The organism is Gemmatimonas sp., from assembly GCF_031426495.1.
In the GTDB taxonomy this organism is placed as follows: Bacteria; Gemmatimonadota; Gemmatimonadetes; order Gemmatimonadales; family Gemmatimonadaceae; genus Gemmatimonas.
This window is the reverse complement of record NZ_JANPLK010000035.1, coordinates 1-24,263: the sequence shown is the minus strand read 5'-3', so window position 1 is coordinate 24,263 and position 24,263 is coordinate 1. Positions and strand designations below refer to the sequence as shown.

Here is a 24,263-nt window from a genome sequence, read left to right as displayed (position 1 = left end):
GTCGGGTCGATCGCCGACGACATCTGCGTCATCCGGTCGATGCACACGGAGATCCCGAACCACGAGCCCTCGCTGCTCATCATGAACACCGGGCACATCCAGCCCGGACGGCCGTCGATGGGAGCCTGGCTCACCTACGGGCTTGGCACCGAGAACAAGAACCTTCCCGGCTTCGTGGTGCTCTGTCCCGATCAACCGACGGTCGTCGGGCCGCCGCTCTGGAGCAACGGCTTTCTGCCGGCGATGCATCAGGGCACGTTCATCGCCGACAAGGCGCCGCGCCTCGCGGACGACTTCGACCCCTATGAGCTGATCCCCAACATCCACTCCGACTCCACGTCGCTCGACGACCAGCGTCGCGAGGTGGACCTGGTCGAGAAGCTGAACCGCATGCGCATGCAGCGCGTCGGGCAGCACGACGAGGAGCTCGAGGGCGCCATCAAGGCGATGGAGACCGCCTATCGCATGCAGACGGAGGCGCCCGACGTCTTCGACATCCGCAAGGAGAGCGAGGCCACGCAGCGTCTCTATGGCCCGGGAAGTACCGCGAGGGGCTGTCTCATGGCGGTTCGCCTGGTCGCGAAGGGTGTCCGCATGGTGCAGGTCTATTACGCCAAGGGCGACCCCTGGGACCACCACGACGACATCAACAAGCACCGCATCAACGCCAGGCACTCGGACCGGGCATTCGCCGCCGTGGTGAAGGACCTCAAGTCCCGGGGCTTGCTGGACGAGACGCTGGTGGTCTGCGGCACCGAGTTCGGACGCACGCCGGTGCTCGAGACCGGAGGCGGTGGCGCTGGCGGCCGGGTCACGAATGGGCGTGACCACAATCCGTTCGGGTTCACCATCTGGCTGGCGGGAGGCGGCATCAAGGGAGGCATGACCTATGGCCGCACCGACGATTTCGGCTTCAAGGTCGTCGAGAACCCCGTGCACATTCACGACCTGCACGCGACCATCCTGCACCTGCTCGGCATCAATCACGAAAAGCTGACCTACAACTACAGCGGTCGCGACTTCCGGCTGACCGACGTCGCCGGCAAGGTGATCCACGACATCATCGCCTGAGGCGGCGCGGGCAACGAGCGACGCGATGCGCGTATCTGCGGGCAGGGCGCGCTCCGTGTCGCGCGCATAGGTGCCGTCCGACTCCCCGCGCGCCGCGGACGTCGGCTCTCGCAACTCACTCGCGAACGACACGTGCCACGGACAAACATCGTGGTTGCCCTGTCGGTATACCCATGTTGCGAGCCCGCTCGTACCGGCGCGCGGACGCTCGGGAGACGAGGGCGCCATCTCGCGCATCCGGTCCGCGTCCCGCCGCGGCGGCGCAAGCGTGCTGCATCCGCAGCAAGCGAAACTGCGACGCGCGGAATCGCCTCGAAGATCGATTGAAGGCGTGTGCTCGTTCCGTTCGCCGCAGCGCGGTCAATCGAGATTCGATCGGCGTGCGATGCAATGCCCGCAGAAGACGACGGCAGGCCGTTCCAGGGCGCTCGGAAGCCCGATGGTCCGCGCCCGATCAGGCGGATCATCAATGAGCCCAGAGGGTAACGAGCCGTGCGGTACCCCTCGAGGCTCGCAGCGGTAGCTTATCCTACACTGCGATGATCACACTGCCGCGCGCAGGGTGACGTCACTCGGGCCCACCTCATTCGCTGCGCATGTCGCGCCGCCGTCCTCCGGAGCGCAGCTGATGAAACCCGTCCTCATTCCAGGCGTGAGCGCACGACCCGCGACGCCGGGTGCGTCAGCGTCGCTCTCCAGGGCGAGTCAGCGGCTCAGAGAGCTGGCCGCCCTCAGCGGGTCGTTGACCGATCCCTTGACGCCCGCGCTGGCGGCCGATGTCGTCGAGCAGAAGGCGATGTCGGCCCTCGGAGCGACCAGCGCGGTCGTCGTCACGTTGGGCAGCTTCCCGTCGCCAGGAGGCCTCGGGCAGTCGGAGCCCGACCCACTCGCTACCCTGCATGTCGTGCACGCCATCGGCCTCCCGGCCGAAGTCAAAGCGGCGCTCGAGGCACAGCCGTTGGACGCGCCGTTGCCGTTTGCCGACGTCGCGCGGGATGGCGAGCCGTTGTTCCTGGAAACCGACAGCGCGCTGCTGGTTTACCCCGACTGGGGCACCGCGATGATTCTGGCGGGTGCCCACTCCGCGGCAGTCGTCCCCGTGTGGGCCAACGGCGAACTGCGCGGCGTGCTTGGCCTGTCATGGCCGGAGCCTCGCGAATTCGACGAGGATGAGCGCGCGTTCGTGCTCACGCTCGGGGTCATGTGCGCGCAAGCGATCATGCGCGCTCATCTCAAGGCGGCCGAGCGGGATGCCCGCGATGGAGCCGAGCGGGCGCAGAAGTCCGCGGAACGGGCAAACGAGAGCAAGGCCCACTTCGTGGCGACCATCAGCCACGAACTCCGCACCCCGATCAACGCGGTAATCGGTTATACCGACCTGCTGTCATACGAGATCGCCGGTCCCATCAACGTCGAGCAACAGAAGCATCTTGCGCGGATGCGCGAGTCGGGTACGCACTTGCTGGCGCTGATCGAGGAGCTGTTGAGCTACGCGCGCATCGAGGCCGGACAGGAGACAGTGCGTCCCGAACCCATGCTCCTCAACGACGTCGTCGACCGGAGCGTGGAACTGGTGCAGCCCATTGCCGCACTCAAGGGCCTGACGCTCCGCGTCGAGGGGCTGGATCATGCGGTCGAAATGTTCACTGACGCGCTCAAGGTGCGGCAGATTCTCGTCAACCTGATTGCGAACGCAGTCAAGTTCACGGACTCCGGCAGCGTACGGGTGGTGCTCTGCATCGAGGGGGTTCACCCCGAGGTACAGGTCGTCCTCGACATCACGGATACGGGACGCGGGATCGCACTGGAAGACCGCGAAACGATTTTCGATCCGTTCTGGCAGAAGGACCCGATGGCGAAGAACAGCGCCGGCAGCACTGGTCTTGGCCTGTCGGTCGCGCGTCAGCTCGCGCGCCTGCTGGGCGGTGATGTGGTGGTGAGCAAGAGCGAGATCGGCAAGGGAAGCACGCTCGTGGTGTCGCTACCGGCGCGATACTCGGCACCGTCGGCGGAGCGACGTGACGAGTCCCGGGGGGACCGGCGCACGCCGCGCTCCACGGATGGCGTACACGAATGAACGAGCCCGGTGCGCGACGTCGACGCGAGCAAAGTGGCAACATGCTGCTCGGCGCGACCGCGCTCTTCGCGCTGCTCAGCGCAGTCACGTTCAGCGTCTATCGCCGGGATCTGCGTGCCGCACGCGCAGCGGCGCTGAGCGGCAGTGCGATGCTGCACACAGCCTGCGGCGACGTCGAGTACGCCACGAAGGGATCCGGCCCGCCAGTCCTGTCCATCCACGGCACCGGCGGTGGCTGGGATCAGGGCCAGTTCATTGCGCGTGGCCTCGTGGAACGTGGATTCCAGGTCATCGCTCCGTCGCGCTATGGATACCTGCGCACGGCAATGCCGGAGCATGCGACGCCCCAGGCCGAAGCCGACCTCTTCGCATGCATGCTCGATGCGCTGAAGATCGAGCGTGTGGCGGTGATTGCCGCGTCCGCCGGCGCGACGCCTGCGTTGCAGTTCGCGCTGCGACACCCAGGGCGCGTGTCGTCGCTGGTGTTGCTCGTGCCTGCCATTGGCGGCATCAGCACGCCCGATTCGGCCCCCCTCGTGTCGCCGTTCATCATGAACGTCGTTCTCGGCTCTGACTTCCCGTACTGGGGAGCCATGCGGGCGTGGCCGCGCGCCTCGCTCACGGTGGTCGCCGTCCCGCGATCGCTGGTGCCGACCCTTTCGGCCGTCGGTCGGAAGACGCTCGACGATGCAGTGCGCATGATCCTGCCAGTCACCTTGCGCCGCGACGGGATACTCTACGACGCGGGCAACCAGACGAAAGAGCAGCCGTATCCCCTCGAACGCATCCGTGCACCCACCCTGCTGGTGAGCGCCGAGGATGATCTCTACAAGACCTTGCCCAACGCCCGCGCCGCGGCAGCGAAAATTCCGGGTGCGCGTGTGATCGCCTTCAAGCGCGGTGGCCACCTCCTGCTCGATCAGGACCCGGAGCTCTGGCCCGCTGTGGCAGCCTTCCTTCAGCAGGCCAGGTCGCGGATCCCGTGAAAATCGCCCTCCGATCCGGCGCTGCTCTCCCGGTGCTCGTGATGATCCCCGATCTCGCGTGGATGCTGTATCCGGTCACCGTTGCGGCAACACCGCCATGGAGAGGACGACCACGAGAATGCTGCCGCGGCTCTCATTGAACAGCCATTGCAGTCGCACGGCGCCGGCAACCAGGCGGACGGCCCACGCAGTGATGCCCGCTGCGCCCAGGTTCGTGTAGCCGGGTCGATAAAGGAACCATGGGACGCGCCACACCGCCGCAGCGAAATCACCACGATGTGGTTGCCGAGCGTCACGGTCTCGGCGCGCTTGCTCCTATGCCGCGCGCATCGTACGATGCGCGTGAAGAAAGACAGTGCCGGGCATTGGGCGAGACTGTAGATGCCGCGGGTGCCGCATCAAGGGGCACGCCGAGGGTCGCGAACAGGTGCGACGTCCCGATCTCCGGCATCGCGTCGGAACGCACGCCCCGCTCCCGGTCGATCACGCCGGCCGTTCGCGTGGTCACCCTATCTTGGTGCCTCACACTGCATTAAATCGTCGCTGCGTGAGGATCAGGCTACTCGACCGCCTCCGGTCGCAGTCGATGCAGGCCGTGACGGTGGAGGAATCGGAAGCAGGCCCCGCAGGTTCAGCGCCCGACGACGTACCGACGGTGGCACGACCGGGCGCCACGGCATTTCACGCCGGTGATGGACGATGATGGCTCCTGCAGCAGAAGGCGTTCGCTACCGCATCAACGCGAACGACGAGATGGTCTTTGTTGATGACGCCTGGGATCGCACGGCCGCCGGCATGAGCGGCCCAAAGGCGCCGACGGTCGTCGGCAAGCGGCTCTGGGAATTCATTGGCGATGGCCCCACCCGGCGGATCTACCGTGAGATCCTGAACCGGGTGCGGGACGGTTGCGTGGCCCAATTCAGCTTGCGTTGCGACGATGCCTCGCATCGCCGCCTGATGCGCATGACCGTTCGCCTGGCGACCAGCGGCATCGTAGAATTTCACACGGAGCCGCTCGAAACGGTCAGCCGTGCGCCGATCCCGCTTCTGTCTCACGGCGTGCCCCGTTCGGACACCATGCTGCGCGCCTGTTCCTGGTGCAACCGTATCGACGTGGGCGCCGACGAATGGACAGAAGTCGAGGATGCCGTCGAGCGTTTGCGGCTCTTCGAGCGGGAGACTGTTCCGCAGTTGAGCCACGGGGTGTGCGAGTCCTGTCATGCGATGTTGACCGACACGATTGTCGCCCTCGAGCGCTGCGACTAGCGCATGCGGCCAACTCGGGCCCGATGGTCCGGCGGAACTTGTGAAGGAGGAGCTGGGTTGACCGGCGTAGTTCGAGATGCTGTAACGGTGCCACGCGATAGCGCGCGCATTCCGAAGCGAACCCCACCCTCATGACCGTGGACCCCGAGCACAGCCCCGCGCGAGCCGCGAGCGACACCCGCTACCAGCTGGCCACCGAGCTCGCGCGCCTGGGCACGTGGACGTGGGACTTGGTCACGGACTCGGCCAGCTTCGACGACCGGGTGGCCCAGCTGTTCGGTTTCGACCACGATGCTCCGAGGCTCGGGGCTGACATCCTCGCCACCCGCGTGCACGACGCAGACCGCGAACGGGTCGCGGCGGCGTTGTCGGGGGCGGCCGAGCCGCACGGTGAGGGTCGCTACTGGGCAGAGTTCCGCGCCGTTCGGCCTGACGGCACGGAGCGGTGGGTGCGCGCCGCCGGGCAGATGCAGTTCGACCAGGATGCCGGTGCGCCCCCCGGAGCCGACCGCCGGCCGGTCTTCCTCGTCGGGACGCTTCTCGACGTCACTGAGGAGCACGAACGAACCGCGGCCTTGCACGCTGCCCTCATGGCCGAGCGGGCAGCCCGGCTCGCCGTCGACGCCGAGCGCGAACGACTCACCCGGATCATCGCACAGATTCCGGCCCCCGTGGCGGTCCTCGAAGGTCGCGAGCTCCGGTACCGCGCGACCAGCGCTGCATACAAGCGCATTATCGGTGGACGCGACGTCGTGGGTCGGCCCATTCGCGATGCGATGCGAGAACTCTCGGGCAGAGAGGACGCCGCGAAGTTCTTCGCACTGCTCGAGCGCGTCTACGAGACTGGTGAGCCCTTCATCGGTACCGGTGAACTTGCGCGCTGGGACGACAACGCCGATGGTCTACTCGAGGACCACCTCGTCGATCTCGTGTACGCTCCCCTCCGCGGACCCGACGGCGACCGCGTCGAAGGGGTGATCGCGGTGGTGCTCGACGTGACGGCGCGGTCGCACGCGGAAACCGCGCTCCGCGAGAGTGAGGCGCGCTTTCGCACGACAGCCGATGCCGCGCCCGTTTTCATCTGGACGAGCGGACCTGACGGCGGGCGTGACTGGTTCAACCGGCCGTGGCTCACCTACACCCGGAGTACGATGGAGGCGGAGCGGGGAATGGGGTGGACCGCCCATGTGCATCCCGACGATCTCGCCCATTGCCTCGACATGTACGACCGCGCCCTCGCGGCGCGCGAGCCGTTCACAGCTGAATACCGCCTGCGGCGCCACGATGGCGTGTACCGGCACTTCCTGATAAATGCCGTGCCGCGCTACACCGAGGGTAACGGCACCGACCGTACGTTCCTTGGTTACATCGGGACCTGCGCGGACGTGTCGGAACTTCGCGAGGCACGCAGCGTCGCGAGCGCCCTGGTGGAAAGCGTACGCGATGCATTCGTGGCGTACGATGCGGAGTTTCGCTTCACCTATGTCAACGAAGCGGCCGCAGAGCTCTTTAGGGTGACGGGAGAGACCAGCGCGCCACTCGGGCGGATCTTGTGGGACGCGTATCCGCGCCTGGTCGGCACGCCGGTCGAAGCCGCGATGCGGCGTGCCATGAACGAGCGCGTTGCAGTCCACTTCGACACCCACGATCCAGTGCTTCGCCGGTGGTACGCGGCGCGCGTGTATCCGGTGGCGACCGGCGGGCTCACGGCGGTGTGGACGGACGTGACGCCGGAGCGTCGCGCGCGCGAGGCGGCTGCCTTCCTGGCGGACGTCAGCCGGGTACTGGGTGCGTCGCTCGACTACGCGGTGACCCTCGCCGTGGTGGCCGAGGCAGCGGTGCCACGGCTTGGCGACTGGTGCGCCATCGACATGGTGCAGCATCCGGCGGCGCGGGAGTGGCCGCCCACCGTGGAGCGGATCGCGGTGGTCCATCAGGACCCGGTGATGCTCGCGCTCGGGGAGAAACTGTCCGCCGGCTACCCGACCGACTGGTCGGCCGCCGACGGCATGGCGGCGGTGCTTCGCGATGGCGTGCCATTGTTTCTGCCGGCGATCACCGACGAGATGGTGGTGGCCGCTGCGAAAGATCCCGAGCACCTCGCCCTCCTTCGGGCGCTGCAGTTCTCGTCGGTTCTCGTGGTCCCGCTCGTTGCCCGTGGTTTGACGCTCGGCGCCCTGACGCTCTGCATGACCGAATCGGGGCGTCGATACGACGACGCGGACCGGGATCTTGCGCTCGAAGTGGCGCAACGCGCGGCGCTTGCGGTCGACAATGCACGATTGTTTCGCGACGCCGAGCAGGCACGAGCCGACGCAGAACGCATGCGCGCCGAGGCCGAAGCGGCAAACGGGGCGAAGACCATGTTCCTCTCGTCCATGAGTCACGAACTGCGCACGCCGCTTCATGCGATCGGGGGCTACGCGGACTTGCTGACGCTCGGCGTGCGCGGCCCGATCACTGACGTGCAGCGACAGGATCTGGAACGCGTCCGGATGGCCAATCAGCATTTGCTGTCCCTGGTCAACGACATCCTGAATTTCGCGCGCGTCGACGCGGGGCAACTCGAGTACCGGCTGGCTGACGTCGAGCTCGCCGTGCTCGTCGCCGACGTGGAGCCGTTGATCGCGCCGCAGTTCGCAGCCAAGGAGATCGCGTTCGATCATGACGGCTGTGCGTCGGATACGCCCGACCGACCGCACCGCGTGCGCGCCGATCCGGAGAAGCTTCGGCAAATCCTGCTCAACCTGTTGACGAATGCCGTGAAGTTCACCCCGGCCGGCGGGCACGTGCGCTTGGCCTGTTCCACTGACGTCGCCGCCGGCGTTGTGTCGGTTCGGGTCACCGACACGGGGCGCGGCATTCCCGCTGACCAGCTCGAACGCATCTTCGAGCCATTCGTTCAAGTGGACCGCCATCGATTAAACGACAGTCGTCAGCAAGGCGTCGGGCTGGGGCTCGCCATCAGCCGCGAGCTCGCGCGGCACATGGGTGGCAACTTGACCGCTGAGAGCACGCCGGGCGTCGGGAGCACCTTCACCCTCACCGTGCCGATGGCCTGAGTCGCACCCCGCGGACGCGGTCCCAGAGCGGCGTCGGGGGGGAAGCAGGGATCGCTTCGTCTGCATGTCGAGGCCATGCTGCATGCAGTCGAGCGTTGGCCCGAAATACGGGCTTGCCCCGCAGTTACACGACAGCGGCAATCAGGGTCTTGACACCGAGTGTCGTAACACATATTCTTCTTCCCGTGACGATACTCCGCGACGATCTCCGCCAGACCAAGGCGTTCCAGAGCCTCCACCAGGAGGCATTTCTGAACGTCGCCCGCACCGAAGCGGTACTGCACGACGGCCTCGACCAGGTGCTGGGGCCGTTGGGGCTGTCGCTGACCCAGTACAACGTCCTCCGGATGCTCCGCGGGGCAGGGATCGGTGGCCTCTGCCGCAACGAGATCCGGGACCGTCTCATCACCCGAATGCCCGACGTGTCGCGGCTCCTGGATCGAATGGAAGCGGCAGGGCTGGTGCACCGGGTGCGCAGTGCCGAGGACCGCCGGCTGGTAAACACGACCTTGACCGAGCGCGGGGGCGCCTTGGTGGACGAGCTCGATGCCGAGGTGGCTGCGGTTCACGCGAAGCAGCTTGGCCATCTGAGCGAGCCGCAGCTTCGGTCGCTGATCGAGCTCCTGAGCATCGCCCGCAGCCCGAGCTGACTCTTTTTGCCTAAATAGGTGTTGCGACACCCAGCGTTACGACCCTCGATTGCTTCCTTTTACCCATCTCCTCGGACAGACCATGCGACTCGCCTCACTGAATTCCGCGACCTCGGCCGACCTGGGCCTCGTGCTCCTGCGGGCCACGACCGGCGTCATCACCGCTGCACACGGCGGCCAGAAGCTTTTCGTCTACGGCATCGAGGGCGCGACCGGGGCCTTCGCCGGGATGGGGATCCCGGTGCCCGGCATCGCCGGCCCGGCCACGGGCGTCATCGAGCTGCTCGGGGGCCTCGCCCTCATCGTCGGCCTCTTCACACGCGTCGCCGGGCTTGGACTCGCCCTGACGATGCTCGGCGCCATCGGCTTCGTGCATCTCGCCGGCGGCTTTTTCGCCCCGACCGGCATCGAGTTCCCGCTCGCGCTCCTCGGCGCGACCAGCGCGCTCGTCCTCGCAGGCGCCGGTCGGTACTCGCTCGACGCGCTCCTGATGCGCCGTCGCGAGTCCACTGCCGATGCAGTCCCCACCATCCGTCCGATTCCGCAGGGCGCGTGACCTGCTTCGCACCGCTACACCACGACACCAGGCGGTGAATCTCGAGACGGCGCGCACGCTCGGTGCCGCGCTCCCCGGAAAGATCGTGGTCGACATCTCGAATCCGCTCAACGAAAACTACGACGGCCTCGTGACCAAGCCCGGTACGTCCGCCGCAGAAACGATCCGCGCCATGCTGCCAGCTGACGCGAAACTGCTCAAGGCGTTCAACACGACCTTCGCGGGGACGCTCGTCCCAGGTGACCTCGCCGGGCAGCCGCTCGATGTCTACATCGCCGGCGACGACGACAGTGCCAAGGCTACGCTCGCAGACCTCGTGCGCGCAGGCGGTCTCAATCCGGTCGACGTCGGTGCGCTCGAACGCGCGCGTCAGCTCGAAGCGCTCGGGTTCCTCGGCATCACACTGCAATTCCGTCTGAACACCGGCTTCGGCACCGCGTGGAAGCTCGTGCTGCCCGCCGCCGCCTGATCATCGCTGCACACACACACACAACGGAGAAACCCAACCATGTCATCGACACTTCGCGGCATGCGCGCGAGCGCCTTCGCGCTCGCCAGCGCAATGATGCTCCCACTTGCCGCGCACGCGCAGAACCAGGCCATCGTGCTCAAGCCCAAGTCGCCGCCACCCGCACACGAGCGGCAGGCCGCGGCCGTCGAGAAGAACCTCAAGACGTTCGACGTCCTCGACTTCGATGTCTTCAGCACCCAGAAGTGGGCGCGACTGCTGGAGAGCCACGCAAAGAACATCATCGTGACGTGGCCCGACGGCCATGAGACCGTCGGCATCGACCGGCACATCGACGACCTGAAAGCCATGTTCGTCTACGCACCCGACATCGAGATCAAGACCCACCCGATCCGCTTCGGCTCCGGCACGTGGACGTCGGTCACCGGGGTCATGACGGGCACGTTCACCAAGCCCATGCCCATCGGCGACGGCAAGTTCATTCAGCCGACCGGCAAGCGGTTCGCGCTCCCCATGGCGACCATCGCGCACTGGACGAACGGCACCATGGACCACGAGTGGCTCTACTGGGACAGCGGCGAGTTCATGAAGCAGCTGGGGCTCGCGAAGTAACGCTGCACCGTCTCCGTGTCGCGGCGACGATCACGCCGCGACGACACGAGTTCGCCAACGCACCATCACGAGAAAGAGAGACCTGTATCATGGGCGCGACGAGGCATGACATGTTCGATACCGTGGCGACCGTCGAACTGGCGACGCCCGGGAGTTACGGTGTGCCGCCGCATGCGTATCGCTTGCCGGAGACCACGCGTCTCGGCTGCGTACGCCTGCAGGTTGCCGATCTCGCGCGGTCACTCACGTTCTACGAGCACACGCTCGGCCTGCGTGTGCTCGCGCGGACGCCAACGCACGGGACACTCGCCGCGCATGGCGACGACCGAGCGCTCGTCGAGATCGCAGAGGAGCGCAGCACTCGGCCCGCGGGCCGTGCGCTTCTCGGGCTCTATCACTTCGCGATCCTGCTTCCGGACCGCGCGTCCCTCGGTCGGTTCACTCGACACCTTGCGCAGCACCGCATCGCGGCAGGCGCGGGCGATCATCACGTGAGTGAGGCGCTGTACCTCAAGGATCCGGATGGTCTCGGCATCGAGGTGTACGCGGACCGGCCACGCGACACATGGCAGCGCGTCGGACGAGAGCTGATGATCTCCACCGACCCCGTCGACATCGACGCGTTGGCGGCGGCGGCTGACACGTCGTGGCGCGGCATGCCGTCCGGCACCGTGATCGGCCACGTGCATCTGCATGTGGGGGACCTGGAGCAGGGTGCCGCCTTTTTCTCCGAGGCGCTCGGCTTCGATCGCATGACGTGGCGCTATCCGGGCGCGCTCTTCCTTGGCGCGGGCGGCTACCACCATCATCTCGGTACGAATGTCTGGGCCGGCGCCGGCGCGCGCACGCCAACGATGCATGACGCGCGGTTGCTGGAGTGGACCATCGAGGTGCCGGCCGCCCGTGACGTCGCGGACGTGTGGCGAAGCCTTACGGGGGCAGGCCATCCTGTCGACATGATTGCCACCGGCGAACTGCTCACCCGTGACCCGTGGGGCACGGCCGTGCGCGTGCGCGCCACCGAGTGGACGGAGAGCGCACGATGACAACGCTCTCATTGGTGCATGCCGTGCGACCGCCGGAGGCAGGGGCAAATGTTGACGGCGTGAAGCCACCGCTCCTCATCCTGATGCACGGTGTCGGGAGCAACGAGCATGCGATGGCACAGCTCGCACCAGCATTCGATCCGCGCTTTGTCGTGGTGAGCGTACGCTCACCGCTGACGCTCGGGCTGAACGCGTTCGGTTGGTTCCACGTGAGCTTCACCGCGGCCGGGCCCGTGATCGTCGCCGAGGAAGCGGAGGCCGGTTGGACGTTGCTCGCGCAGTTCATCGACGAGGCCGTGAGCGCATACGACGTCGATCCGACGCGGGTCTTCCTCGCGGGCTTCAGCCAGGGTGGCATCATGGCGCTCGCTACGCTGCTCACTGCGCCGGAGAAGGTCGCGGGCGCCGTGATGATGAGTGGACGACTCCTCCCGGAAGTGTTGCCGCACACCGCGGCCGGCGACGCGCTGCGTGACAAGCCCGCGCTCATCGTGCACGGCACGGGTGACGAAAAGCTCGACATTCATCTCGCGCGCTGGGCGCGCGAGCAGCTCGCGCAGTTCCCGCTCGCGTTGACCTACCGCGAGCTGCCCATGGCCCACGCAATCACCGAGGACAGCCTCGCGGTCGCCACGACGTGGCTCGCCTCGTCGCTCGACGCGGCGCACAGCACCGCACATTCACGCACGCAACCGTGAGGAGCATCCAATGCTGAACGTGAGAGCTGCAGTGATCGAAGCGAAAGACGGGCCCTTCGTCTTCCGCGATGTCGACGTGGACGAGCCACGCGCCGACGAGATCGTCGTGCGCGTCGTCGCGACGGGGATCTGCCAGGCGGATGCGCACGTGCGCTCGCAAGGATACGCATCGCCGCTGCCCCTCGTGCTTGGCCATGAGGGCGCCGGCATCGTCGAGCACATCGGCGCGAGCGTGCGCAGTGTGGTGCCCGGAGACCGGGTGGTGATGTCTTTTCCATCGTGCGGCTACTGCGACGAGTGTCTTGGCGGCCATCCGGCGTACTGCGTCCATAACCTGCAACTCTCGTTCGGCGCGGCGCGCCTCGACGGTACGAATGCGTTTCACGACGTGCACGGACATTTCTTCGGGCAGTCGTCGTTCGCGACGTACGCGCTGGCACGAGCGGCTCGTCGTGCTGCAATGCCGCTTCGAGCAGCGGCACATCATCGATCGTGCCGACGTTGCCCAACACCACCGCCGCATTGCGCGCGACCCCGCGCCGCTTCGCGCGCTTCATCGCACTGCCCTTGAAGCGCGCACTGAACTCGGCCGGCGACATGGTTAGCAACGCGCGCGCGATCATGCGTGCGCTGCCGCTGTCGAGACCCACCCGCGATCTGAAGGCAGGCTCTGTCAGCTCGCTCGAGAACTTGATGTTGTTCGGACTCACATCCTGGGAGGTCTGTTGGTATAACCGTTTTTCGATCCCGCTCCGCGCGGGCGCGCGGAGCGTCGCTCAGGAAGGTGCAGAGGGCTCCCGCCACGGTGGCCGCGCCACTCGGTGAGAGCGGGTCGAGCGCGCGCGCTCAGGGAGCGGGGTTGGGCGTGCGCCGTGCCTGTATCAGGAGCCCGTCGAGCGCCGTGCGATCCAGCCAATGACCGTCCCGCACCACGCCGCGAATGCGCGAGGTATGACGAATGTCGACCAGTGGGTTGGCGTCGAGCAGCACGAGGTCCGCCAGCCTCCCGGCCGCGACCGTGCCCAAGGAGTCGGTGGCGTTCAGGAAGCGCGCGGGATTCACTGTGGCCGCTTGCAGCGCCTGCAGCGGCGTGAGGCCAGCCTGCACGAGCAGCACCAGCTCCTCATGTAGGCTGCTGCCAGCGTAGACGAACGGCTCGTCGCTCGCATCGCTGCCAGCGAGCACACCCACGCCTGCGGCCACCATGCGCTGCAGCATTCGCCGCTCGTGCATCCAGCGTGCGCGCCACGCCGCCCGACCCTGCACACCGTACTCGGCCAGCAAGGCGGCGCGGGTGGTGTCCCAACCGGCCAGTACGTCGGCGGCCACCGAGGCCCGCTCCACGTCGCTCCCCCAGGTGGAGTCGGGGAAGGAGTAACTACGGTTAACAACGAGCGTGGGGGTCTGCCACGTGCCGGCACGCCGCAGCTGCAGTGCCAGCGTGTCGGCGCAGGCGGCGTCGTACCCGGCGAGCCAGCGCGACCACTGCCGCTCGCGCAGCGGGCGACGCTCGGCGTCGGGCGCGTCGCGGCGGTCTAGCGCGGCGAGCGAGTCCCGCAACTCGCCGGCGCCCGGTACGCACCACTCGAACAGGTTCCACAGGTGCTCGAAGCTGCGCATGCCCGCCTCCGCGGCCTCCGCCGGCGGGACAGGGTTGGGGACCTCGCCGGCGACACGCACGCCGCGACGCTGCGCCTCGTCCGCGAGCGCGAGGAAGCTCTCCCGCGACAAGCCGCTGTAGACCTTGAGATAGTCGAAGTCGAGCGAGTCCATTCTCGCAACCACCGCGCGCGCCTGCGATGGAGTAGCAATCACGAGCGCATGTTCGTACAGGGGAGGATCTCCATCGAGCATCGGGCTCGACCAGATCACCCGGGGCGATGCGCGCGGGTTCTCACGCGCGACCCGGCGCCAGTGCAGCAGGCTGTCGAGGTAGCTGCCCGTCTCGCGCACACCGGTGACGCCGTGCGCCAAGAAGAGCGGCCAGAAGCGGGGCGCGCGTCCCGCACGCGCGGCGTGGACATGCATGTCCCAGAGGCCGGGAATCACGTACTTCCCGGTGCCATCGACCACGGTCGCGCCAACGGGAATCGTGGATGCGCCGGAGTCCACGGATACGATCTGCCTGCCGTGCACGAGCACCGTGCGGTCGCGGAGCAGCGCACCACGCTCCACGTCGACGACCGTGACGCTGCGGATGACGAGAGCGGTGTCCCCAGAGCGTGAGTGACCGCTCGCGTCAACCGTCGGTGAACACGCGTTCGCGAGGATAAAAGTGGCGAGCAGTGGCAGCGCAGCGCGCACCTGACCTCCGAGAAGGGGTGAATGGCGCAGGAGGCGAGCCAAGCGCGAACCTACGAGTGCGGTATGGTGGGAACAAGATGCCATGATCGTCAGCCGGCGGCGCGGCGCAAAGTCGCTTCGATCTCCAGTGCGACCCACACGCTCTCGGCCGATCCCCTCATGTCCAGCGAGGGGCCAGGTCCGCCGGACGTCGCTTGATCCGCGCAATCGCCCACGCCGCATGCTCACGCACGAGGGGCTCGTCGTGTGCGAGCGCGGCCTCGAGCGCCGGAACGTCGTCACGCGTGCCGACGTTGCCGAGCACCGCGGCACTGCGCGTGAGCCCGCGGCGGTTCGCGCGCTTCATCGGCGAGCCCTTGAACTGCTGCCGAAACTCCGTCACGCTCATCGCGAGCAGTGCGCGCGCCCTCGCACGCGCATCGGTGCTATCCCATCCCTCGCGCGCTGCGAACGCCGGCTGTCGCAATTCACTCGCGAACGAGACGTTCCACGGGCAAACATGATAAGAAATCGGTCCATATACCCATTTTGAGATCCCGTTGTCGACCGGTTGTCATCCTCGGCGAGCCGGATTGGGTAATCTGCAACGCCGCCCGGCATCCAGACCGGTCGCGTCGAGTGGCTTCGTACCGCTCCACGCCGCCTCTATGCGGACGGCCTGCTCGACGGTACGATTCCTTCATGATCGCCGCCCACCTGCCCGGAGCTGAGCTCGTCGAGAGGGGTCTCGCTGACCTGACGGCGGGGGTCGTGAGCATCGAGTCTCTCCTGGTCTCGATTGCTGCGCCGGGATTGCGTAACGTAGGGCTCCCCGTCCACCATCCAATCGCCAACGCCGAGCTGCAGCTGTACGCGCTGCTGGCGGCGCGCGACGGGGCGGCAGCGCACAGCCAGTACAACGCACTGCTGCGACGGGTCACCAGTTTTCGCCACGCGGCGCAATGCGCGAGGTAGCGGACCGCGAGCGCATCGGCGCGTTCATGACGGCGCTGGCACGACACGCGACCACCGATGTGGAGGTGTTCCTGGTCGGCGGCACCAGTGCGGTCCTCGTGGGATGGCGCACGACGACCATCGATGTGGATCTCGTGATGCGACCGGAATCGGACGCCATGCTGCGGGCGATTCCGCTGCTCAAGGAGCAGCTGCACCTCAACGTCGAGCTGGCGTCTCCCGATCTATTCATTCCCGTTCCCACGGGATGGGAGCAGCGCAGCCCCGTGATAGGCCGCATCGGTCGCGTCACGTTCCGACATTTCGATTTTGTTGCGCAGGCACTCGCCAAGATCGAGCGCGGTCATGCGCGCGACCTGGCCGATGTGCAGGCGATGCAGGCACACGGCCTGATCAGCGAAGCCGAGGTCCGCGCGCAGTTTGCGCGCATGGAGCCCGAGCTGTTTCGGTTTCCGGCTATCGATCCTCCGTCATTCCGCCGGGCCGTCGATGCCGTGTTTCCCCCGTCGTCCTGAGTTCCTGCGTGGGTGATCTGCGCGACCAGCTGCAGCAGACCCTAGGCGGCGGGTACACCCTCGAGCGCGAGCTCGCTGGTGGGGGCATGTCGCGTGTGTTCGTGGCGCGCGACGAGGCTCTGGGCCGCGAGATCGTCGTGAAAGTCATCGCGCCCGATCTGGCCGAAGGTGTGAGTGCCGGGCGCTTCGTTCGGGAAGTCAGGTTGGCCGCGCGGCTGTAGCAGGCGAACATCGTACCAGTGATCGATTCCGGTCACTCGAACGCGCAGCCGTACTACACGATGCCGTTCGTGACTGGCGAGTCGCTGCGTGCACGTCTGCTCACCGGCGTTCGCCTCACGGTGCCCCAGGCAGTCGGTATCCTGCGCGACGTCGCCGGCGCACTGGCCTACGCGCACGGTCAGGGCGTGGTACATCGCGATATCAAGCCGGAAAACATTCTGTTGTCGGGCGGCACGGCCGTGGTGACAGAGTTCGGTATTGCCAAGGCGCTGAGCGCCCCACGGACGCCGGACGGCTTCGGTGCCACGGCGAGCACGTCGCTCACGCAGGCGGGTGGCTCGATTGGTACGCCGGCGTACATGGCACCCGAGCAGGCCGTCGGTGCCGACGTTGATCATCGCGCCGACATCTACGCGTGGGGTGTGATCACGTACGAGCGGCTCGCGGGTGCGCATCCCTTCGCAGGCCGGACGAACGGTGCGCAGATGATCTCGGCGCATCTCGCCGAAACCGCGCTGCTGCTCACCCAGCGAAACGGTGATGTATCGGCTTCGCTGGAGGAACTCGTGCGGCGGTGCCTGGCCAAGGGCGCCGAACATCGTCCCGCGCGCGCGGACGATCGTTGCAGTCGCTCGACAGCGCCGCGACTCCGAGTGGGATGACGGCAGGAGCTGTACGCGATGGCCTGCCGGTGTCGCCCCGCGGACGACGAAACGCGATGATGATAGGCGCTGGTGTGTTGGCCATCGCCGCTCTCGTTGCCATCGCGATGAAGCGCGAGAGCCCGAACGCTGCGTCATCGGCCGGTGCATCCCCGACCGCAGCGAGCAACGTGGCGGCGCCGGCCGAGAACCGCTCGATTGCCGTGCTGCCGCGGGCCAACCTGAGCGGCGACAAGGCCGACGACTTTTTGGGGATCGGGTAGGCTGAAGAAATGACGCGCGCTCGGTCCAAGGCTGGCGTACGCGTCATCGGACGGTCGAGCGCCGGCGCGTTGCAGTCACGCGGCATGGATGAAAGCGCGATCGCCCGTGCGCTGGGTGTGGGCTCGTTGCTCACCGGCAGCGTGCAGCGTCCGGCGGGGCAGGCGCGGGTGAATGTCTCGCTCGTGTCGGCCACCGACGGTGCGGTGACGTGGACGGAGAAGTACGATCGTCCGCTCACGAATGTGGTTGCGCTGCAGGACCAGATCGCGCGCGCCGTCGCGACCAGGCTGTTGGGTGCGCTCGGTGGCGTTCGCGCGGCCGGGCCTACAAGCGTGGAGACCACCGACCCCGAGGCGTAGGCCTGGTTTCTGCAGGGGCAGTTTATGTTCGGTCGTCGCAAACGGTGAGTCAGTCCATCGCGCTGTTCGAGTGCGCCGTGGCGCGCGACCCGCGGTTCGCGCGCGCACGCTTCCCTGGGCCTGGCGCTGTCGGCGATTCCGTTCTACGAACAGGGAACCGCGCGAATGACGGCGCCACTCGCCGTCGCAGCGGCCCGACGGGCGATCGCTGTCGATTCGACCATGGCCGAAGCTTGGGGAGCGATCGCCTCGGCGAAGATGAGCATCCATGAAACGCCGAAGCCGATCGGATGTACCGACGGGCACAGGCGCTCGATTCCAGTATCGCCGTTCTCTTGGGGGGCACGCGCTCAACCTCGTGCACATGGGGCGCTTCGACGAGGCCCGCCGACATGCAGCCCGCGCACAGGCCTCAGAACCCGCATCACTGATCGCACGGATCTGGAGTGCGCAGCTGCTGATGACCGAACGCGAGTGCGGAAAGGCCGACAATGCGACGCGCGCCATCCTGTCGATGGATTCCACGTACGCGTTGGCGTGGGACGCGCGCGGCGAAGTGCTAAGCCACCTCGGCCGTTATGAGGAAGCGATTGCCGCATTGCAGCGCAACCTAGAACAGCTGCCAAGGAACATGCCGAATCAGACCGAGGCGATTCTTGCCGATGTCTTCGCGCGCGCCGGACGCGCCGCTGACGCGCGCCGGTCGATGGAACACTTGCGCGTGGTGAACGGTGGCGAGCTACCGGCCATGGGCGTGCTCGCCGCAGCGCTGGAAACTCCGGGTGATCACGCAGGCGCACTGCTGATGATCGAGCGCGCCGTGAAACAGCCAGACGGCTGGTTGCAGATGCACAACCGGTCCGAGCGATACGACGCGCTGCGTCGTGATCCGCGGGCCAACGCGATCATGGCGAGCATCGAGAAGTGAGCCAGCGTGCGCGTGCGGGGGAATGATTCGCTGATTCGCACGGTGCACAGCACCGAAACTCAGTCCGACGTCGTTCTCGTGATTCGCGTGAGCGCCCACGCCGCGTGTTCGCGCACGAGCGGTTCGTCGTGCTGCAGCGCCGCGTCCAAGAGCGGCGCGTCGTCATTCGCGGCGACGTTGCCGAGCACTACCGCCGGGTCGCGCGCGAGTCCGCCGCTTCTCGCGCTTCATCGCGCTGCCCTTGAAGCGTGCGCCGAACTCAGCCTGGCTCATCGAGAGAGAGTCGCGTGCGAGGGCGCGCGTCAGTTGAATACAGGCCGGCGCGTGATACGAACGCCGGCTCGGAGAGCTCGCCTGCGAACCTATGGTTCCACGGGCAAACATCCTAGGATGGCTGTCCATATACCGATTTCGTGATTCCGCTCTGGACGGGGCGGGGCACCCTCGTTCGGCCGCGACGGCCGTCTCCCCAGCGACGCTACTCGTGACCACGGCATACCACGGCTAATTTCAACTGCATGCACACCCGCGTGAGCATTCCGAGAGTCAGCCTGGACGACCTGTACGGGGAGGAAGCCGCCGACTGGATGCGGCTGACCCCGCAACAACGGTGGGCCGAGACGGTCCGGTTGGCGACGTGGTTCCACGCCCTCGGAGGTACCAGTGATCCCGATCCAGATCCTTCGAGTCCTTTCTACGATCCGTCGGTTCGACGTGCCCGCCCTGTTGATGGGGGGCCAGGCCTGCGTGTTGTACGGCGCGGCGGAGTATAGCCGAGACATCGACCTCGCCGTGCTGGCGACCGATGATGCGCTGCCACGTTTGACCGCCGCCCTACAGTCCTTGCAGGCCACCGTGATCGCGGTACCGGCCTTCGAGCGGCACTTCCTGACGCGTGGCCATGCGGTGCACTTCAGCGTCCCGGCCACTGTCGATCTGGGCCCCGTGCCGCCGCTGCGCGTCGACATCATGAGCCACATGCGTGGCGTGGCACCGTTCGAGACGCTCTGGGAACGTCGGACGACGATCGCGCTCGCCGATCCGTCCTCGACGGAGGAAATTCTCGTGGATCTCCTGTCGTTGGGCGACCTGGTGCAGGCGAAGAAGACGCAACGCGACAAGGATTGGCCGATGCTTCGGCGTCTGGTGGACGCGTCGTACGCCAGCGCGCGAGACGGGGAACTGTCGGACGAGCAGATCGACTTCAGGCTGACCGAGTTGCGGTCGCCCGAGTTCCTGCAAGAGGCGGTCGTGCAGTTCCCAGGGCAGGCCGCGAGCTCGCACCCCCCGGCCGTCATCGCCGCGCGAAGTGACGGCGACATGGCGGCGGCGCTGGCGAGCGAGCAGGCCACCGAGATGGCGGCCGATTGCGCGTACTGGGAGCCACTGCGCCGTGAACTCGAAGCACTGCGGCATGCAGCGCGGCGATCGGTAGCCGGTGACCGGACAGGGAGCGCGTGAACACGGTCGAACGACTCGCGGCGTCGCCAAGGTGCTGCAGCGTCGCGCGCCTGATCGCGCTGCCCTTGAGGCGCGCGCTGAACTCGGCCTGACTCATCGCCAGACACTCGCGCGCCAGTGCGCGCGTGTCGCGCGTATCCAGCCCCTCGCGCGTACGCTGGCCGCCCCCCATGTCGGACGGTAGCTTCTCACGGGTGATGCCGTGGATGCACACGAAGGAGGGATTGCACCTCGAATCCGGCCACTGATCGACACCGCAAAGCCGGCCACCACGCCGGCGAGCCGAGACTGGTTAGCGGGATACGGTGACCACGGGCGCACTGCGTGACGGTGCCGGTGACGCAGGCCGGCGTTCGCATGTTGGGAATTCAGCAATGGCTCGAATCGTTCACACGAAAGGTCGCGCAGCCTGAATCGGCGAAGTAACACAGCCTACCGCATCACACCCGGAATCGTCGCCAGGTATAAATCACCTCGGTAGTCTTCGGCCCTGCACACGCCGCGCGGCGCGGCGGTCGCGACAGAGATACTCACGATCGCGCAATGCGACGGCAGCGTCATGACACGCTGCGGTGCGCCACCCGTTGTGGCGTTCACGCGCAGCAGTGACGGCGCCCGCGCCCCAGCTTCCCACGCGCCGAAGTAGATGGACCCATCCCGTGCCCACGAGAGCCTGCTCGACTGCAAAGCCGCGGCAATCGGCGTCAGCGAGCGAAAACGCCCGGTGGCCAGCGATACCGCGCCAAGCACGAAGCCCGTGGGCGTCCGTGTAGTAACAGCGAGTTCCTGCTCGTCTGGACTGAGCGTGCCGCCCCAGAGCAGTCGCAACGAGTCGGCGACGGACAGGAGTCTGCTCGCGCCGCTTGTGCCGTCGGTCAAAGTGATATCGTGACCCGCCACTCCGACAGTGACCATGGCGCCATTCGCACGAGGCAGCCGAGCTTCCTGTCCCGTCGGATCCGGGGATCGTCGGAGGATACGGCGTTCACCGGTGTGAAAATCGTAGACGAACGCGGTGTCGCCTTCTGACTTCGTAAACGTCACGCGACGCCCATCCTGCGAGATGCTCACGAGCTCATAGCCCGGGCCGCTGCTGTTCGTGAGCGCCTCCTCGTCCGACACGCTGTTCGACGCTTCGTTCAGTGCCAGGCGATAGAGGTTATCGCCGGCAGAATTGCCTCGAACATAGAACAACGTCTTTCCATCGGGGGCGATCGCAGCACTGCCGTACCACGACGTCCCTGTGGTCACCGCGCGTGATGACGTAGTTCCAGCTCCGATGTCGAATACCCACTGATCTTGTCGTGCGTCACCAGAGATGAACAGCAGCGTCCCGGTGCGCGCCGCTATATCGAACTCGCCTCGATACAGGGTGGGCACGGGTGGCATCAGGGCGACGGGAAGCCGAGCGAGGTGACCCGCCTTATCGACATCGATTCGCACGAACTCGTCGTCGCGGGCCGGGGCCGGCAAGAAAGCGAACAACGCTGATCCGTCGGGAGCCCAATGAAGCGTCCGCCGCATGCGCAGCGGGAGCGAGTCCAACACGGCGCCGTCGCGCGCGATCAGCAGAATGCTCGACTCGGTCATGAGTGCAATGCGTTCCCCGTTGGGAGACCACGCGATGCCGAAATAGGCGCGGCGCGGCACGGAGACACTGTCGACCACGGAGCCAGTAGCTGCGACAATCACCTGCGCGTGTCTTGCATTCGCCGATGCGAGTGGCAACACAAGTATCGTATCGCCGGAGGCGTGCACATCGAACGCCCCTTGTTCGGCCACGCGTCGTGTCGCGCCGCCGAGACGCGGAACCAGAAAAATTCCGTTTCGTAACGAGTCGAGTGTGGCGTCGATGACCAGACTGGTCGCACTGGCCAGCCATCGCACGGCGCGAATTGACGGGACGCGGCTCATGACCCGTACGGGGGTCGATGATCCCGTGTCTTGCACCATGAGGGACAGGATACAGGGGACCGCCGCGTCACCATAGCGCACGATCATGTACGTGTCGATTCCCTGCTGTTCGCAGGCGCTTTCGACATAGGCGATCACGTCACCGTTTGGCGTGATCGCCGGCAACGCCCCCTTTCCGCTAAACGTCATCTGTGCACGCGTGAAGCCAACGGTGGTTCCGTTTCGTGTCGACCCGCGCGGCCACAACGCCGCGGCCATGATCGCCATGCCAGCGGCGAGACCGACGACTCCAAGTTTCCATGGGCTGCCGTGATTTGCCGTACGCGCCGCGCTTCTGTGGGGAGCGCTCGGCGGCGTCGTGTCGGACTGCGTGTCCGGTGACGCATCACGCAGCGCAGCGCCAAATGCAGCCGCACTCTCTTGTCGATCGGCCGGCAGCTTTGCCAATCCCGTAAGCACGGCACGTTCAATCGCCGGCGGAATCGTCTTGCGTGTAAGCGTGAGGCGTTCCGGTTCAGCGCTCATCACCTTTGCCACTACGGCCTGCACGCTCGAGCCAGTGAACGGTGGATCACCCGTGAGCATCTCGTAGGTGATCGCCGCCAGCGCGTACACGTCGCTGCGCGCGTCGACGACGCGCTCGCCCATCGCCTGCTCGGGGCTCATGTACTGGGGTGTGCCCAGACTCAAGCCTGTCTGTGTGAGGCGCTGACCACCGGCGCTCCGTACGGCCAGCGCAATGCCGAAGTCTGCCACGAGTGCTGAGCCATCTTGCAGCAGGATGTTCTCGGGCTTGACGTCGCGATGGATGATTCCCTGCTTGTGCGCGTGTTCAAGCGCACCGGCAACTTCGCGCGCAATCTGAATCGCCGTAGCGATCGGCAACTGCCGTTCGCGCACGATGCGCGCGCGCAGCGTTTCACCCGTTACGAGCGGCATCACGTAGTACAGCAGCGTGTCCGCCTCACCGCTGTCCAGCAGTGGCAAAATGTGCGGATGCTGTAAGCGTGCCGTGGTGCGGATTTCGCTCAGGAACCGCTCGCCGCCGAGTGCCGCCCCGAGGTCGGGATGCAGCACCTTGATGGCTACGTCGCGATCGTGTCGGAGATCGTGCGCGAGATACACCGTGGCCATGCCACCGGCGCCGATCTCGCGTTCCACGCGATAGCGGTCAGCGAGGGCGGTGGTGAGCCGTTCGAGGATATTCATAAGAGGATGTTACGCGTCCAGCGTCGAGGCGGAAAGGACTGCGCGCGACGGCGATGATGCACCGCCTGCTGAAGGAGTTTCAAGGGGTCAGCGACGTTGAAAACCGGCTGAACCGCAGACCCATTGAGTGCATCACGGTGGCGGGTGTCGACCGATGCGGGCAATCGCCCACGCCGCGTGCTCTCGGATGATCGCGTGATCGTGCGTGCGCATCGCCTCGAGCACCGCGAGGTCTTCTGTCGTACCAACATTCCCCAGCACCACACACGCGTTCCGTTTGAGCATCCACAACTTCGCGCGCTTGATCGCGCTGCCCTTGAAGGACGCGGCGTAATCCGCGTCGTCCATCATCAAGAGCTCACGCGCCAACGCAGGTGTGCCGTCGCGTGATCCCGCATCAAGAAACATCTCGCGCGCCGCGAACGCCGGTTCCCGCAGATCACTCGCGAACGACACGTTCCAAGGACACACATCCTTTGAGGTCTGTCGGTATACCCATTTCACGATCCCGCTCTCGACGGGTGGGCGAACTCTATGCCGGCGAACGCCTTAGCCTCTCGTCGGCTGCGGCGGAGCGGTGGCGTTGACCACGTCCGCGTCGTTGGCGCTGCTGGCGGGGCGGTGCCCAAGCCATATCTTGCGCCATCCTACCGGAGACGAATGACGACCGACTCGTTCAGCGCCACAGATCTGACGCGACTCACGACAGCCCTCGCCGACCGCTACCGCCTCGAGCGTGCGCTCGGTGCCGGCGGTATGGCCACGGTCTATCTCGCCGATGATCTCAAGCACCGCCGTCGGGTCGCGGTCAAGGTGCTCCGGCCAGAGTTGGCGGCTGCGCTGGGACCCGAACGCTTTCTGCGCGAGATCACCACGACGGCGAACCTCCGGCATCCCAACATCCTCCCGTTGTTCGACTCCGGCGAGGCGGCGGGACTGCTGTACTACGTCATGCCATTCGTCGAGGGTGAGACGCTT

28 protein-coding genes are annotated in these 24,263 nt (G+C 66.5%); 22 read left to right on the top strand and 6 right to left on the bottom strand.

Annotated elements, in window-relative coordinates; translation table 11 throughout:
• The 3 genes from RMP10_RS08825 to RMP10_RS08815 form a co-directional block, all read left to right on the top strand.
• Nucleotides 1-1,071: DUF1501 domain-containing protein (locus tag RMP10_RS08825; RefSeq protein WP_310569972.1), on the top strand; the 1,071-nt coding region annotated here is incomplete at its 5' end.
• 628 nt (nucleotides 1,072-1,699) lie between these two features.
• Complete coding sequence (locus RMP10_RS08820; protein WP_310569971.1) at nucleotides 1,700-3,148, top strand: ATP-binding protein; 1,449 nt, start codon at nucleotides 1,700-1,702, stop codon at nucleotides 3,146-3,148.
• A complete protein-coding gene (locus RMP10_RS08815; protein ID WP_310569970.1) occupies nucleotides 3,145-4,134 on the top strand; it encodes an alpha/beta hydrolase in 990 nt (329 codons plus the stop codon). The genes RMP10_RS08820 and RMP10_RS08815 overlap by 4 nt, the downstream gene beginning before the upstream one ends.
• A 75-nt stretch (nucleotides 4,135-4,209) precedes the next feature.
• Here RMP10_RS08815 and RMP10_RS08810 read toward each other — a convergent pair whose 3' ends face one another.
• Nucleotides 4,210-4,389: a hypothetical protein gene (locus RMP10_RS08810; protein ID WP_310569969.1), complete on the bottom strand. Its 180-nt coding sequence runs from the start codon at nucleotides 4,387-4,389 to the stop codon at nucleotides 4,210-4,212.
• A 444-nt stretch (nucleotides 4,390-4,833) separates the two neighbouring features.
• Here RMP10_RS08810 and RMP10_RS08805 point away from each other — a divergent pair, with 444 nt between their 5' ends.
• The 10 genes from RMP10_RS08805 to RMP10_RS08765 all read left to right on the top strand — a co-directional run bounded on the left by RMP10_RS08805 (nucleotide 4,834) and on the right by RMP10_RS08765 (nucleotide 13,318).
• Nucleotides 4,834-5,400: a hypothetical protein gene (locus RMP10_RS08805; protein WP_310569968.1), complete on the top strand. Its 567-nt coding sequence runs from the start codon at nucleotides 4,834-4,836 to the stop codon at nucleotides 5,398-5,400.
• A 131-nt stretch (nucleotides 5,401-5,531) separates the two neighbouring features.
• Nucleotides 5,532-8,462, top strand: coding sequence for an ATP-binding protein (locus RMP10_RS08800; RefSeq protein ID WP_310569967.1), 2,931 nt, complete (start codon nucleotides 5,532-5,534; stop codon nucleotides 8,460-8,462).
• A gap of 185 nt (nucleotides 8,463-8,647) precedes the next feature.
• Nucleotides 8,648-9,112 (top strand): MarR family transcriptional regulator, encoded by a 465-nt coding sequence (locus RMP10_RS08795; RefSeq protein WP_310569966.1) that lies wholly within the window; start codon nucleotides 8,648-8,650, stop codon nucleotides 9,110-9,112.
• An 82-nt stretch (nucleotides 9,113-9,194) separates the two neighbouring features.
• A complete protein-coding gene (locus RMP10_RS08790; protein WP_310569965.1) occupies nucleotides 9,195-9,668 on the top strand; it encodes a DoxX family protein in 474 nt (157 codons plus the stop codon).
• Nucleotides 9,669-9,702: 34 nt separating this feature from the next.
• Nucleotides 9,703-10,137 (top strand): hypothetical protein, encoded by a 435-nt coding sequence (locus RMP10_RS08785; protein ID WP_310569964.1) that lies wholly within the window; start codon nucleotides 9,703-9,705, stop codon nucleotides 10,135-10,137.
• Between the two features lie 39 nt (nucleotides 10,138-10,176).
• On the top strand, nucleotides 10,177-10,749 hold the full coding sequence (locus RMP10_RS08780) for an ester cyclase (protein ID WP_310569963.1): 573 nt from the start codon (nucleotides 10,177-10,179) through the stop codon (nucleotides 10,747-10,749).
• A gap of 110 nt (nucleotides 10,750-10,859) precedes the next feature.
• On the top strand, nucleotides 10,860-11,795 hold the full coding sequence (locus RMP10_RS08775) for a VOC family protein (RefSeq protein ID WP_310569962.1): 936 nt from the start codon (nucleotides 10,860-10,862) through the stop codon (nucleotides 11,793-11,795).
• Nucleotides 11,792-12,493: an alpha/beta fold hydrolase gene (locus tag RMP10_RS08770; protein WP_310569961.1), complete on the top strand. Its 702-nt coding sequence runs from the start codon at nucleotides 11,792-11,794 to the stop codon at nucleotides 12,491-12,493. The genes RMP10_RS08775 and RMP10_RS08770 overlap by 4 nt, the downstream gene beginning before the upstream one ends.
• A gap of 10 nt (nucleotides 12,494-12,503) precedes the next feature.
• Nucleotides 12,504-13,064 (top strand): alcohol dehydrogenase catalytic domain-containing protein, encoded by a 561-nt coding sequence (locus RMP10_RS23410; protein WP_345785788.1) that lies wholly within the window; start codon nucleotides 12,504-12,506, stop codon nucleotides 13,062-13,064.
• Nucleotides 12,986-13,318 (top strand): hypothetical protein, encoded by a 333-nt coding sequence (locus tag RMP10_RS08765; RefSeq protein WP_310569960.1) that lies wholly within the window; start codon nucleotides 12,986-12,988, stop codon nucleotides 13,316-13,318. The genes RMP10_RS23410 and RMP10_RS08765 overlap by 79 nt, the downstream gene beginning before the upstream one ends.
• Nucleotides 13,319-13,339: 21 nt before the next feature.
• On the opposite strand, the gene RMP10_RS08760 is transcribed toward RMP10_RS08765, so the two are convergent.
• Nucleotides 13,340-14,797, bottom strand: coding sequence for an amidohydrolase family protein (locus RMP10_RS08760; protein ID WP_310569959.1), 1,458 nt, complete (start codon nucleotides 14,795-14,797; stop codon nucleotides 13,340-13,342).
• Between the two features lie 157 nt (nucleotides 14,798-14,954).
• Nucleotides 14,955-15,263 (bottom strand): hypothetical protein, encoded by a 309-nt coding sequence (locus RMP10_RS08755; RefSeq protein WP_310569958.1) that lies wholly within the window; start codon nucleotides 15,261-15,263, stop codon nucleotides 14,955-14,957.
• A gap of 215 nt (nucleotides 15,264-15,478) precedes the next feature.
• Here RMP10_RS08755 and RMP10_RS08750 point away from each other — a divergent pair, with 215 nt between their 5' ends.
• The 7 genes from RMP10_RS08750 to RMP10_RS08720 all read left to right on the top strand — a co-directional run bounded on the left by RMP10_RS08750 (nucleotide 15,479) and on the right by RMP10_RS08720 (nucleotide 18,701).
• Entirely contained in the window at nucleotides 15,479-15,751 is a 273-nt protein-coding gene (locus RMP10_RS08750) for a hypothetical protein (RefSeq protein ID WP_310569957.1), read from the top strand.
• On the top strand, nucleotides 15,739-16,266 hold the full coding sequence (locus RMP10_RS08745; protein ID WP_310569956.1) for a DUF6036 family nucleotidyltransferase: 528 nt from the start codon (nucleotides 15,739-15,741) through the stop codon (nucleotides 16,264-16,266). The genes RMP10_RS08750 and RMP10_RS08745 overlap by 13 nt, the downstream gene beginning before the upstream one ends.
• Nucleotides 16,267-16,274: 8 nt before the next feature.
• Nucleotides 16,275-16,487: a hypothetical protein gene (locus tag RMP10_RS08740; RefSeq protein WP_310569955.1), complete on the top strand. Its 213-nt coding sequence runs from the start codon at nucleotides 16,275-16,277 to the stop codon at nucleotides 16,485-16,487.
• 9 nt (nucleotides 16,488-16,496) lie between these two features.
• Nucleotides 16,497-17,150 (top strand): serine/threonine-protein kinase, encoded by a 654-nt coding sequence (locus RMP10_RS08735; RefSeq protein ID WP_310569973.1) that lies wholly within the window; start codon nucleotides 16,497-16,499, stop codon nucleotides 17,148-17,150.
• Between the two features lie 56 nt (nucleotides 17,151-17,206).
• Nucleotides 17,207-17,413, top strand: coding sequence for a hypothetical protein (locus RMP10_RS08730; protein WP_310569954.1), 207 nt, complete (start codon nucleotides 17,207-17,209; stop codon nucleotides 17,411-17,413).
• A gap of 9 nt (nucleotides 17,414-17,422) precedes the next feature.
• Nucleotides 17,423-17,773, top strand: coding sequence for a hypothetical protein (locus RMP10_RS08725; protein ID WP_310569953.1), 351 nt, complete (start codon nucleotides 17,423-17,425; stop codon nucleotides 17,771-17,773).
• 268 nt (nucleotides 17,774-18,041) lie between these two features.
• Nucleotides 18,042-18,701, top strand: a complete 660-nt coding sequence (locus RMP10_RS08720; RefSeq protein WP_310569952.1) for a hypothetical protein — start codon at nucleotides 18,042-18,044, stop codon at nucleotides 18,699-18,701.
• Between the two features lie 59 nt (nucleotides 18,702-18,760).
• Here RMP10_RS08720 and RMP10_RS08715 read toward each other — a convergent pair whose 3' ends face one another.
• Nucleotides 18,761-18,889: a HEAT repeat domain-containing protein gene (locus RMP10_RS08715; RefSeq protein WP_310569951.1), complete on the bottom strand. Its 129-nt coding sequence runs from the start codon at nucleotides 18,887-18,889 to the stop codon at nucleotides 18,761-18,763.
• Nucleotides 18,890-19,364: 475 nt separating this feature from the next.
• Here RMP10_RS08715 and RMP10_RS08710 point away from each other — a divergent pair, with 475 nt between their 5' ends.
• The gene (locus tag RMP10_RS08710) at nucleotides 19,365-20,162 is read left to right on the top strand and encodes a hypothetical protein (protein WP_310569950.1); all 798 of its coding nucleotides are present in this window, start codon (nucleotides 19,365-19,367) and stop codon (nucleotides 20,160-20,162) included.
• A 432-nt stretch (nucleotides 20,163-20,594) separates the two neighbouring features.
• Here RMP10_RS08710 and RMP10_RS08705 read toward each other — a convergent pair whose 3' ends face one another.
• Nucleotides 20,595-23,285, bottom strand: a complete 2,691-nt coding sequence (locus RMP10_RS08705) for a protein kinase (protein WP_310569949.1) — start codon at nucleotides 23,283-23,285, stop codon at nucleotides 20,595-20,597.
• A 132-nt stretch (nucleotides 23,286-23,417) separates the two neighbouring features.
• Nucleotides 23,418-23,741, bottom strand: a complete 324-nt coding sequence (locus RMP10_RS08700; protein ID WP_310569948.1) for a hypothetical protein — start codon at nucleotides 23,739-23,741, stop codon at nucleotides 23,418-23,420.
• A gap of 204 nt (nucleotides 23,742-23,945) precedes the next feature.
• On the opposite strand from RMP10_RS08700, the gene RMP10_RS08695 reads away from it, so the two are divergent.
• A partial coding sequence (locus RMP10_RS08695) for a protein kinase (protein WP_310569947.1) occupies nucleotides 23,946-24,263 on the top strand: 318 nt, incomplete at its 3' end.